The sequence below is a fragment of the Kaistella yananensis genome (assembly GCF_026107505.2).
GTDB classification, from domain to species: domain Bacteria; phylum Bacteroidota; class Bacteroidia; order Flavobacteriales; family Weeksellaceae; genus Kaistella; species Kaistella yananensis.
Window position 1 is genome coordinate 340,149 of sequence record NZ_JAPCHZ010000005.1, and the last position, 12,502, is coordinate 352,650.

Annotated in this window: 8 protein-coding genes; 3 read left to right on the forward strand and 5 right to left on the reverse strand. The window is 38.6% G+C overall.

Going from position 1 to position 12,502, the window contains the following annotated elements; translation table 11 throughout:
- Positions 1 to 9 precede the first annotated feature (9 nt).
- On the forward strand, positions 10 to 1,251 hold the full coding sequence (locus OK344_RS10815) for a sulfate adenylyltransferase subunit 1 (RefSeq protein ID WP_265144794.1): 1,242 nt from the start codon (positions 10 to 12) through the stop codon (positions 1,249 to 1,251).
- Between the two features lie 52 nt (positions 1,252 to 1,303).
- Positions 1,304 to 2,611 carry a TSUP family transporter gene (locus tag OK344_RS10820; protein ID WP_265144795.1) on the forward strand — a complete coding sequence of 436 codons (1,308 nt, stop codon included), beginning with the start codon at positions 1,304 to 1,306 and terminating at the stop codon, positions 2,609 to 2,611.
- Between the two features lie 51 nt (positions 2,612 to 2,662).
- Here OK344_RS10820 and kbl read toward each other — a convergent pair whose 3' ends face one another.
- From kbl to OK344_RS10845, 5 genes are all read right to left on the reverse strand, one after another.
- Positions 2,663 to 3,856, reverse strand: a complete 1,194-nt coding sequence (gene kbl / locus OK344_RS10825; RefSeq protein WP_265144796.1) for a glycine C-acetyltransferase — start codon at positions 3,854 to 3,856, stop codon at positions 2,663 to 2,665.
- 63 nt (positions 3,857 to 3,919) lie between these two features.
- Positions 3,920 to 5,854, reverse strand: coding sequence for a M1 family metallopeptidase (locus OK344_RS10830; protein WP_265144797.1), 1,935 nt, complete (start codon positions 5,852 to 5,854; stop codon positions 3,920 to 3,922).
- Positions 5,855 to 5,935: 81 nt separating this feature from the next.
- Positions 5,936 to 7,393 carry a D-alanyl-D-alanine carboxypeptidase/D-alanyl-D-alanine endopeptidase gene (gene dacB, locus OK344_RS10835; RefSeq protein ID WP_265144798.1) on the reverse strand — a complete coding sequence of 486 codons (1,458 nt, stop codon included), beginning with the start codon at positions 7,391 to 7,393 and terminating at the stop codon, positions 5,936 to 5,938.
- 153 nt (positions 7,394 to 7,546) lie between these two features.
- Positions 7,547 to 9,994, reverse strand: coding sequence for a replication restart helicase PriA (gene priA, locus OK344_RS10840; RefSeq protein ID WP_265144799.1), 2,448 nt, complete (start codon positions 9,992 to 9,994; stop codon positions 7,547 to 7,549).
- Between the two features lie 135 nt (positions 9,995 to 10,129).
- Positions 10,130 to 11,299: a proline dehydrogenase family protein gene (locus tag OK344_RS10845; protein WP_265144800.1), complete on the reverse strand. Its 1,170-nt coding sequence runs from the start codon at positions 11,297 to 11,299 to the stop codon at positions 10,130 to 10,132.
- An 87-nt stretch (positions 11,300 to 11,386) separates the two neighbouring features.
- On the opposite strand from OK344_RS10845, the gene aroB reads away from it, so the two are divergent.
- The gene (gene aroB, locus OK344_RS10850) at positions 11,387 to 12,427 is read left to right on the forward strand and encodes a 3-dehydroquinate synthase (protein WP_265144801.1); all 1,041 of its coding nucleotides are present in this window, start codon (positions 11,387 to 11,389) and stop codon (positions 12,425 to 12,427) included.
- Positions 12,428 to 12,502: the final 75 nt, after the last annotated feature.

A 12,502-nucleotide genomic window follows, 5' to 3' on the forward strand; every position in this document is an offset into this window, starting at 1 on the left:
ATACTAAACATGGATATATTAAGATTTATTACCGCCGGAAGCGTTGATGACGGAAAAAGCACCTTAATCGGAAGACTGCTTTACGACAGCAAAAGCATTTTGGTTGACCAGCTTGAAGCCCTCGAAAAACAGTCTAAAAACAAAAATGCCGACGGTATCGATCTGGCGATTCTCACCGATGGTCTACGCGCAGAAAGGGAGCAGGGAATCACTATCGATGTGGCTTACCGCTATTTTTCTACCCCAAAACGAAAATTTATTATAGCAGACGCTCCAGGCCATGTTCAGTACACCAGAAACATGATTACAGGTGCCTCCAATTCTCAGCTAATCATCATTCTAATAGATGCGCGGCAGGGAGTCATTGAACAGACAAAACGCCATTCCATCATTGCATCGCTGCTGAAGATGAAGCACGTTGTAGTCGCAGTAAACAAAATGGATCTGGTTGATTATTCAGAAGAAGTTTTCAACAATATCAAAAAAGATTACGCAACAGCGGCGGAAAGTTTAGGCCTTAAAAATGTATCCTACTTCCCTATTTCAGCTTTCAATGGCGATAATATTGTGGAAAGATCGGAAAAAATGCCTTGGTTTAAAGAAGAACCTCTTTTGTCATTTCTCGAAAATGTTGAAGTGAGCGATGATGTTGATTATGAAAGTTCAAGATTCCAGGTTCAGTATGTCATTCGTCCACAGACAGAGGAACTTCATGATTACCGCGGATATGCAGGGCAGGTTATCTCCGGAACTTATAAAAAAGGCGACAGAATCACCATTCTTCCGGAAAATATAGAAACTACCATTTCAAAAGTAGAAACAGGCGGAACAGAAGTGGAAGAAGTTTTCGCGCTGCAACCTGCAGTTCTGCATCTTGAAGACGATATTGATGTGAGCCGCGGAGATTTCTTCGTTAAAACCGATAACCAGCTAAAAGTTGAAAATGAGTTCGAGGCTTTGGTTTGCTGGCTCGACAAACGTGAACTGAACGAAGGAAACAAATATTTTATTCAGCACAAAAGCCGACTTATGAAAACTATTGTAAAGGAAATTGAATATAAAATTGATGTCAACACTTTACAACAAATCCCTGCGAAAGATTCCGTAAAACTGAATGAAATTGTAAAAGTAAGACTAAAAACCGCATCACCTCTGGTCTTTGATTCTTTTGAAAAAAACAGCGCCACCGGGAGCGCAATTCTGGTAGATGAAACCAGTAATTCTACTGTAGGTGCAGTAATGCTTCTTTAGATTTTAAAAAGTTGAAAAAATTTTCTTGTGAATACCTCACCGCATCTTTTTAATGTCTATCGAAAGTAAAATACATAACAAATCACTCAGCGTTTTCCTGAATCTGGAAAACCTGAAAGTACTTATTGTAGGCGGTGGCAACCAGGCGCTGAAAAACCTGAATTTACTTGTTGAAAGTTTTCCGAACACCCAGATTAATCTTGTTTTTGAAAATATATCACAGAAAATTAAAGACTTTGCAAAAAATCATGAGAATATAAGACTTCATGAAAGACGCTTCTTTGAAGACGATTTTTACAATTCTCATATCGCTTTAATTACCGATTGCGGAGTCGATTTTTACACAGAAATCATTGATATCGTTCAGAAGAAAAACATACTGATCAGCATCGCCAACAAACCGGAATTAAGTGATTTTCAGCTCGAAAGTTTTATTTCAGATAGAAATAAACTTCCACCGGAAGAACAGAAATCGAAATGGCAATATTCCAAAGACGCTAAAAAATACAGAAGACTGGTGATTTATCTTTCGCTCTCTTTTGCGGCTTTTTTTCTTGGAATAGCCTTCGATCAATACTTCTCCTACGCACAGGCAAAAGATTTTGTTTACGAAATCCCGAAAGAATTTTATTGGATGCTTGCCATCGGGTTTTTTGCTCAAATGGTGGATGGTGCTTTAGGAATGGGTTACGGTTTAACGAGTTCAACCCTGATGCTTGGGATGGGAATTAAACTGCCTTCCATCTCCGGATCCATTCACACTGCAGAAATGTTTTCGAGCGCCATGAGCGGCTATTCACACTACAAATACGGAAATGTAAACAAAAGAATGTTGCTTTATCTTGCGGTTCCGGGGATTATCGGTGCTGTTTGTGGATCATTGCTCCTTATTTATCTGGGCAATGAATATGAAAACCTCGCAAAAGGCTTAATGGCGACCTACACGCTGCTAATGGGTTACAGAATTACGCGTCTGGCTTTCAAAAAAATTGTGGTGAAACAGAAAACCCACATCGGAAGACTTGGTTTCCTGGGCGGAATGATGGATGCTTTCGGAGGCGGAGGCTGGGGACCGATTGTTACTTCTACGCTTCTTTCCAAAGGCAGAAAAACCAATTACGTGATTGGAACTGTAAGCATGGCTGAATTTTTTGTCACGCTGGCAGCTGCGATAGTCTTCTTTTCCAGTTTAGGCGTTTCTAATATAGAAATTATTTTGGGATTAATTATCGGCGGAGTGCTGGCCGCTCCCTTTGCTGCAAGATTAGCGGGGAAAATGCCGCGTAAAACCGCACTGATATTGGTTGCGTTTCTGCTTATCGTTTCGAGTGCGAGAAATCTGTACAAAATCTTCTTTTAAACCAAAACCTCCCAAACGGAAGGTTTTATAATATTTGAATTCTGACTGAAATCAGATTACCTCTAACTCTTTTCCTACTTTCTCGAAAGCTGCAATCGCTTTATCCAGATGTTCTTTTGTATGGGCAGCCGAAAGCTGAACGCGGATTCTGGCTTTACCTTTCGGTACCACAGGATAGAAAAATCCGATGACGTAAATTCCTTCATCCATAAGTTTTTCGGCCATTTTCTGGGCTAAAGGTGCGTCGTAAAGCATCACCGGAACAATTGCCGCATCTCCGTCAGGAATATCGAAACCTTTAACTTTCATTTCTTTTCTGAAATATTCAGCATTTTCCATGACTTTGTCTCTGAGAGATGTATCTTCAGAAATCATATCCAGAACTTTCATCGCAGCACCTACAATTCCCGGAGCCAGTGAATTTGAAAATAAATACGGTCGCGAACGCTGTCTCAGCATATCAATAATTTCTTTTTTTCCTGAGGTAAATCCGCCAAGTGCACCACCCAAAGCTTTGCCTAAAGTTGAGGTAATAAGATCAACTCTTCCCATCACCTCATTGGCTTCGTGAGTTCCGCGGCCGGTTTTACCGATAAATCCGGTTGCGTGGGAATCGTCAACCATTACAAGACAATCGTACTTTTCTGCCAAATCGCAAACACCTTTTAAATCGGCAACAATTCCATCCATAGAGAAAACTCCATCGGTCACGATGATTTTGAATCGGTGATTTTTTTCGGAAGCTGCTTTTAACTGGTCTTCCAAATCTTGCATATTATTGTTTTTGTAGCGGTATCTCGCAGCTTTACAAAGCCTCACGCCATCAATAATCGAAGCGTGATTCAGTTCATCCGAAATAATAGCGTCTTCTTCTGAAAATAAGGGTTCGAAAACACCGCCATTTGCATCGAAACAAGCCGCGTAAAGGATGGTATCTTTCATTCCTAAAAATTTGGATATTTTAGCCTCCAGTTCTTTATGAATATCCTGAGTTCCACAGATAAAACGGACAGACGACATTCCGTAACCGTGGCTTTCAATCATATCCTGCGAAGCTTTCATCACTTCGGGATGGTTGGAAAGTCCTAAATAATTGTTAGCGCAAAAATTTAAGAGTTTTTTCCCGTTCGCTTCAATCTCAGCAGACTGCTGGGAAGTAATGATTCTTTCTGTTTTAAAGAGCCCTTCGTTTTTTATATTTTGTAATTCGCTCTGGAGGTTTTCCAGAAAATTTTTAGAAATCATAGTTGAATTTTTTAAGAAACGCTAATTTAAGAAAAAAGCCCTCATTTCTGAAGGCTTTTGTTTTTATTCTTTAATAAATTTGAGATTCTGGTTCTCGATCTTAAGAAGGTAAACTCCTTTTGTTAATGTATATACATCAATTTTTTTGCCGGAAGAATAGGTGCCGGTTTTAATCATTTTACCATCCATACTGAAAATTTCGTAAACGGTATCCTTATGTATTCCCGAAACTGACATTTTTTCTTTCACAGGGTTTGGGTATATCTTCACGGCATCTTTAGTCGTGTCATTCACCGCGAGAATGCTGGTGTCTTTTGTCACCGAAGAATTTCGCTGAAGGATCTGGTTTTCATAATTAAACTGAACAGACGCCACAGGAAAACTTATCTGCTCCGCAAAATTCTGATTTTTAGTTGTATGATTAAGAACAAGGTAGGCCACTTGTCCTCCAGTACCGTTTACTTTAATAGGCAAAGGCATTTCGAAGAAATTTACCGATGAATGACTGGTTGTTTGACTGACCTTGAATCTCAGCATCTGATCAGACGTTTGGTTCCAGCGGATCTGATATGTTGGATGTCCCTGCCCGTAAATCCAATCATTAAAAAACTCAGTGAAATCCTTTCCCGTTGAAATTAAAAGCGAGTTTTTAAGATCGGCAGTTTTTGCATAGCCGTACGCCAGTTCGGGTCTTGAGTGATAATCCTTCAATGCAGAATAAAATACATCGTCACCTAAAATCCACTTGATCATTCTTACCACATAGCCCCCTTTAGAATAACTTAACCTCCCACTGAAAATAGCTCCCGTGTTTCCCAGATTAGTATCGGAAACATATACACTACCACCAGAAGAGCTTGTTATATAGTTCATTTCGGAGCTCAGATAGCTCATAAACTGAGAATTGGTCATCAATAATTTTTCGTTAGCCAGATGTTCACCAAATGTTGCAAAACCTTCGTTAAGCCAAATGTCGTTCCATGCTCCACAGGTTACCTTATCGCCAAACCACTGGTGTGCCAGTTCGTGTGCAATAATTCCTCTTCCCCAGGATCCCATTGATGACATGGTAGCATGCTCCATACCACCACCCCATCCGAACTGCATATGGCCGTATTTTTCATTTCTGTAGGGATATGGCCCGAAATACTGCTCAAAAGTATTCATCGCGGTTTTCGTCCATTCAATATTAGACATTACCGTAGAATTCGATGTGGTAGATGGGTAAAGATAATTAACAAAAGGGAATGCAGGACTTCCCATTGTGTCGTTAAGTTTCGTATAATTTGTAATACCTAAAGCTATCAAATAAGCTGGAATAGGATAATTGGTTTGCCAAAAAGTAAGTTTTCTGTTGCCGGGCAGCAATGTTTCTGAATATAATTTTCCGTTTGATGCAACATTATATTGTGATGGGGTATTAATTTTTAGATCAACTTTTTCGATCTTATCATTCAAACTTTGCTTTGTAGGAAACCATTCCTGAGCTCCATAAGGCTCTGAAAGCGTATACAGAACAGGAGTTCCGTTTTGTGTGGAAACAGTAAAGGCATCACCTGCACTTCCTCCGGTATCCGGAGCTCCAGAATATTTTATAGATAGTGAATCCAGAGAAGATGAGGGAATTACGGCAGGAAAATCAATTTTAAGTTCTTTCGTTGCAAGTTGCGTAAAAGGCAGAATGGCACCATGATATTTAACCTCCGAAACAGTAAGTGCATCAGATAAATCAAAATAAATACTCGATATATTTTGATTCGGAACAAAATGACTTGTTACGGTGCCACTCACAAACTGTTGTGCAGGATCTAAATCAAGTTCCAAACGCTGATATCTTAAATCATAATTCAGCGTATTTGGATTTACATTGTAATCGACCATTTTAGAATACTTTAGCAGCTCCTTGTTGATCATGCTCTTGCGTTCTGCTTCTTCATTTTTTTGTGCATAAATCTGCACAAAAATCAATCCAAGCAGCATTACATAAATTTTTTTCATTTAATACTATTTTGCGATAAAGTTAAAAAAAACCTTTCAATAATTATTGAAAGGTTAATAAATTAGCGATTTATTTAAAGATTAAAGATTCAGCGCAGGCTGTAGAATCTGTTCCATCCTGCCTTTTACCTGATCTACTGATCCTGCATAATTGTTGATGAGTAATGAGAAAACCAATGTTTTTCCGGTATGGGTTTTCATATAACCTGCTAAGGTCTTTACTTTGTTTAATGTTCCGGTTTTGGCGAAAATCTGGCCGTTTCCTTCACCGTTGAACATACTTTTTAATGTTCCGGTCTGTCCTGCGATTGGTAAAGAATTGAAATAAGTTTTGTAATATTTTTCATCCATAATATTGGTTAAAAACTTTACCTGCGAAATTGGAGTCACCAGATTATTTCGGGAAAGTCCGCTGCCATCCATAAAATTCAACCCTTCGGTTTCGAATGCATTAGCTTTTAAATGCTCCACAACAACACTTCTGCCCGACTCCAAAGTTTGATCTCCCTTTTTCTGGAAACCTACCATCCTCAGCGTAGCTTCGGCTAAATTATTATCGCTTCTCTGGTTGGTGTAGTATATAATATCAGCTAAAGTTGGTGATTGGTAAGCAGTAATAGCCACTCTTTTTTCGGGATTACTGTCTGTGATTTTGGTAATTACTTTTCCTGTAACACCCACACCTTTTTTAATCATTGAAGTCCTTAGTGAATTTGCAAGGTATGCCGGTGGATCTGCAACTTTCGTTGTTAATGAAAGCCCATCGAATTTATCGGCATATACCATCTGCTTTATATACGGAGAGATGTAATAGAAATTCTTATTCTCAGCAAATGGATTTGAAGGCTTTGCAATGAGTCTTTCATTCTGCGGATTGATTTCGTATGTAGAACCTGCCGGTAAGTAATAATTACCATTCTCCAGCCACACGATATTTTCCGGGAGTGTCTGTGTTTTATTTATTTTGAATATTCCGGTCTGGATGATGATATCACCGTTTACTTTTTTAATACCCTTTTCCGAGATTGCAGCGATAAAATCAGACACAATTGCTGAATAAGATGAAGCTCCAGCTTTGTTGGTTCCCAAAGATGGATCACCACTTCCTACGATGTACAAATTCCCGTGCAAATGGCCGTTCTCATCAATTTCCCCCGAATATTCCAACTGTGTAATCCAACGGAAGTTTTCACCTAGCAAACTTACCGCAGCATCAGTGGTAAGCAGTTTTGTGGTAGATGCCGGAATTAAAGAGGCATTTTCGTTATAGGAACTTACGACTTTCTTGGTTTTTGGATCATAAATTACAAATCCCCAGTTCGCATTACGAAGTACAGGATCATTCATCATCGCGTTGATATTGATGTCCACAAGTTCCTTCGCAGACATTAATTTTTCAGGAGAACTGAAATCTTTAACGGTGCTGCTTGGTCGGTTATCGTAAGTTTGGGGGTAATTTGACGCGAATGTTCCCTGCCCGAATGCAATTGCTGAAAACGCTAATGCCTGGGCAAGAAAGATATTTTTAAGTCTAATCATTTAATATATTTATTTGATTATCTGAAAACTCTTTTAGTTTAAAAATTGAAAACATGAAATGCAAAACATATTTTCAACGGTCAAAAATATATATTATTGTTGAAACACAAGGATTTAACAATCCCAAAAGCAGGTAAATTATGTTAAAAATTGTTAAAAATCGACAAAAATCATCTTTTTGATGCTTTGGTAAGCAGTAATTTCATCAAACTCTTCCAAACTTTGTAAAACTAAATTTTTCATCTCCGAATATTTTTTCCCTCTTGGAAGTTTGAGTAAAATCTGATATTGGTACATCAGATTAAGTTTTCCGATAGGCGATTTTTCGGGACCTAAAATACATTCTTCAGGGAGATATTTTCTTAAAACCGATCCCAGAAACTGAGCAGAACGGTTTACCTTGTCTTCTTTGCGGTGTTTCAGTTCAATCATAATGAGTTTTACGAAAGGCGGATAAAGAAATTTCTTTCTTTCTTCGAGAAAATGCTTATAAATTTTATCAGAATTATTCTCTTTAATCAACTGAAAAACTGAATGTTGAGGATTATAGGTCTGAATAAGAACTTTTCCCTCTCCAGAAATTCTGCCTGCCCGACCGGAAACCTGCGTGATGAGTTGGTATGCGCGTTCTTCTGCGCGAAAATCCTGTACATAAAGCATAGAATCTGCTCTGGGAATCGCCACCAGTTCGATATTATCGAAATCGAGCCCTTTCGAAATCATCTGAGTTCCAACGATAATATCGGTTTCGCCCTCCTCAATTTTTTCGTATAATTTCTCGTAGGCAAACTTTTTCCTCATGGAGTCTACGTCCATCCGGTCAACCTCTGAGTCTGGAAAAAGCCGCGAAATTTCTTCATGAATCTGTTCAACACCGACGCCTCTTTCGTTTAGGTTTTCGGAATGACATTTAGGGCAAACCTTTGGTTTTGAAGCCTTTTGCCCACAATAATGACATTTCATTTCGTTTGAATATTTGTGATACGTCATTACCACATCACAATTTGAGCAATAATTTACATAGCCACAGGTTTCGCACTCAATCACATTGGCATAACCGCGACGGTTGTGGAGAATCATGGTCTGTTTTTTTCTTTCCAGCTCTTTTTTAATTTCGTCAATCAGTTTTAAAGAAAAATTACCGATAATTTTCTTGGAATCCTGCTCTTCTTTAAAGTTGATGAGTTCAAACTCCGGAAGTTTTACTTTTCCGAAACGTTCACCGAGAAAGACATACTTCAATTTATCTTTTTTCGCGAGATAATAAGATTCTACAGACGGTGTTGCAGAACCGAGGATCAAATTCGCAGCATAAAATTTCGATAGCATTTGCGTGGCATCCTTGGCATTGAAAAAGGGAGAAACTTCCCGCGGTTTGTAAGCGGAATCGTGTTCCTCATCCACCACAATCAATCCCAGATTTTGGTAAGGTAAAAATAACGCAATGCGTGTTCCGATGAGGATTTTTATATCATTGTTCTTAATTCTGCGCCAAACTTCTACCCTTTCGAAATCGGTAAGTTTCTGGTGATAAAAGCCCAGCTCTTTGCCGTATTTTTTTTCTAAACGCTGCACAATTTGCTTGGTGAGTGAAATTTCAGGAAGCAGAAACAGAACATTTTTTCCGGATTCCACAGCTTCTTCAATTTTCTCAAGATAGATATGCGTTTTCCCTGAAGAGGTTACGCCGTGAAGGAGCACATTTCTTCCTTCATCAAAGGCTTCATCAATTTCTTTTTTAGCCTGTAACTGTTCATGTGTTAATTTTTCGATCTCTTCAATTTCGCCCTGATACGCTTCTAATCTATCTTTTTGAAGAAAATATTCCTGGACCAAATTTCTATCAACCAAAGATTTCAGTTGTGAATGCGAAAAATTTCCTTCATCTAAAATTTCAGATTTCCTGATGGGTTTTTCGGGATTTTCAGTCTGTTTCTCGAGAATCGCGAGAAACATTTCCTGCTGTTTGGGCGACCGTTTCAGCGAAAGAAGGATTTGCGGAAGGCTGTTGCCGGCAAGTTCTTCTTCGTTTACGCGCAGGTACGCGATTTCTTTGGCTTTGTATTTTTCTGCAATCTTTTCATCAATTTCAATATATTGCAGATCGATTAATGATTTTACGGTCTTTACAATATCTTTTTTAGGGATAAAAGCTTCAATTTCAGTAACATTGATGAGTTGGCGGACCTCCAAAGCCTGGATGAGATACATTTCATTTACATCCAGATTTTCGAAATCTACTTTTACATTTGGTTTCAGTTTCAGGTACGTTTCACTTTCAAGTTTCAAAGAAGACGGGAAAGCTAAACGATAAATTTCGCCGAGATTACACATATAATATTCTGAAATCCAGTGCCAAAAATCAATCTGTTCTTTTGGAAGAATCGGCGAATCATCGAGAATGCTGATGATTTCTTTGGGAACAAAAGTTTCGGGATCGTTCTGATGAATTTCAGCAACGATTCCCGTATAAATTTTCTTTCCGCGGAAGGAAACCAGAACCCGCATCCCGATTTGAAAATTTCCCAATAATTCATCCGGAACTTTATAGGTAAATGTTCCTTTAAGATTAAGCGGTAAAATAATTTGGGCGAAATTCAAAATGATCGGTTTAATTGGGTAAAAGTTTGTATGGGTAAGGTTGACAAATTTAGAAATAATTTTGGCTAAAGCCGCGGAACTTTCTAAATAAAAAAACGGGCTAAAGCCCGTTCGATATTAATTTCTCTTATGAGATTATTTGTTTTTTCTACGTTTCAGTTCTTTATTGATGAGTCCCAATTCTCTACCTGTTTGTCCTGCGACTGAAGTGTTTTCCTGTGCTCTTCGGGTAAGGTAAGGAACCACGTCCTTCACGGGACCATACGGAAGATATTTGCAGACATTATACTTTTCTTCCCCCAGATAATAAGTGATATTATCGCTCATTCCATAAAGCTGACCGAAATGAATCTGCGGATGATCATGCGGAAGATTCATGGCGCGCATCTTATCCATAACAAGTTCAGTAGATTTTTCGTTGTGGGTACCAAAAAACGCGGAAACGCGGTCTAAATTATTCAGTACGAAATTGATCGCGGCATTGTAGTTATCATCTGAAGCCTGTTTTGTGGGCTGGATCGGATCTGGATAATTCATTTCAGCTGCACGCTCGCGTTCTTTTTCCATATAAGCGCCGCGGACGAACTTATAACCCAGGAAATAGTTTCTTGCTTTGGCTCTTTCTAAATCTTCAGCAAGATACTCCATTCTTCCGGTGCGGTACATTTGGATGGTATTCCACACGATTGCTTTTTTTCTGTTGAATTTCTCCATCATTTGGTTTACCAAATCATCGGTTGCGTCCTGCATCCAGGTTTCTTCAGCATCGATCATCAGGATCACATTTCTGTCGAATGCCATTTGGCAAACCTCTTCATATCTTTTTACCACTCTGGCCCATTCTTCTTTTTGAGACGTGGTTAATTCCACTTTTTTTCCTACTTCTTCATAAATTTCAATTCTGCCAAAACCTGTAGGTTTGAAGACTACAAAAGGAATTGCCGGATTTCCTTCAGCGAACTTGATGTTCTGTTTGATTTCTTCGCAAGTTTCATCAAAAACATTTTCTTCTGCTTTCCCTTCAATTGCATAATCGAAAATGCTGCCTACGTGACGTTTAAACATTTGCTTCACCACTTGCATGCTCTCTTCACGGGTTTCGCCGCCACAAAACTGTTCAAAAAGGGTTTTCTTTACAATATCCGTAACGAAAGGAAAATCTTTCTCTACCGTAAAATTCAGGGCCGAGATTCCTAATTTTGTAACAACGGGCTGTTCGATAGCTTTAAACATCCAGTATGCTTTGCGGAGTTGTGCATCAGTCTTGTCTGCAAAGGCAATTTGTGTATTATTGAAAATGCTCATGAGTAAATTTAAATTGAGCAAATTTAACGATACTATATGAATTGAAAAAACGAATTTAAAGTTTAATTTTGTGAAAAATTTCATAATATGATTTCAGTTTTAGACCAGAATTTTTCCGACCTCAACATTTTTCTTGAAACTTTAAAACCTTCAAAACTGTTTATTCTGGTAGATGAAAACACGCATGAACACTGTCTTCCCACACTTTTAGGAAATCTGGCCACCGAAATTCCTTTTGAAATCATTGAAATTGAAGCCGGTGAAGAACTGAAAACCATTGAAACCGCAACACAGCTTTGGGAAATCCTGGCTGAGTTTGAAGCCGACCGTAAATCTTTGATGATAAATCTGGGCGGTGGCGTGATTACGGATTTGGGCGGTTTCGTAGCTTCTACCTACAAAAGGGGCATCCGGTTTATTAATCTTCCCACCACGCTTCTGGGCATGTGTGATGCGTCAATTGGCGGTAAGACAGGGATTGATCACCACTTTCTGAAAAATATTATCGGAACTTTTGCGGAGCCGGAACAGATTTTTGTCTTCCGGGATTTTTTAAATACATTGCCTTTTGCTCAGCTCAGAAGCGGTTTTGCAGAGATGCTGAAACACGGTTTAATTGCAGATCACAAACACTGGAATGATCTTATTTCAATAGAACACCTGAATCCGGAAGCTATTTTTCCTTTTATCGAAACATCGATGAAGATTAAAGAAAGCGTTGTAGCGCAGGATTTTAAAGAGCAACACATCAGAAAGACGCTTAATTTCGGACACACGGTTGGGCATGCCGTTGAAAGTCTTTTTTTACAGAACGGAACTGCGATCCCGCATGGCGAAGCGGTAGCTTTGGGAATGATTTGCGAAACCAGACTGGCGTTTCTGATCAATTTAATTTCTGAAGAATCCGCAGAAAATATTATCAAAAACATCACAAGATTTTACCCTTACATTTCTATCAGTAACTTTTCTGATGGACAAATATTGTCTTTAATGATGAATGATAAGAAGAATTCGGGCGGGAATATTAGTTTCTCGCTTCTCAACACTATAGGCGAGGGAAATTTCGACTGTGAGATCTCAGAAACAACGCTTATATCTGCCCTCCATTATTATCGAAATTTGAATTAAAACCTATTTTATTACTATTTACTACATAATATCATCTAAAAAAACAGCCCGGTTTAAACAAAATATAGATTAAGT

Coding starts and splice junctions, on each gene's coding strand:
- OK344_RS10820 (WP_265144795.1), top strand. CDS start 1,304: ATGTCTATCGAAAGTAAAATACATAACAAATCACTCAGCGTTTTCCTG.
- OK344_RS10845 (WP_265144800.1), bottom strand. CDS start 11,299: ATGAGCATTTTCAATAATACACAAATTGCCTTTGCAGACAAGACTGAT.
- dacB (WP_265144798.1), bottom strand. CDS start 7,393: ATGATTAGACTTAAAAATATCTTTCTTGCCCAGGCATTAGCGTTTTCA.
- kbl (WP_265144796.1), bottom strand. CDS start 3,856: ATGATTTCTAAAAATTTTCTGGAAAACCTCCAGAGCGAATTACAAAAT.
- aroB (WP_265144801.1), top strand. CDS start 11,387: ATGATTTCAGTTTTAGACCAGAATTTTTCCGACCTCAACATTTTTCTT.
- OK344_RS10830 (WP_265144797.1), bottom strand. CDS start 5,854: ATGAAAAAAATTTATGTAATGCTGCTTGGATTGATTTTTGTGCAGATT.
- OK344_RS10815 (WP_265144794.1), top strand. CDS start 10: ATGGATATATTAAGATTTATTACCGCCGGAAGCGTTGATGACGGAAAA.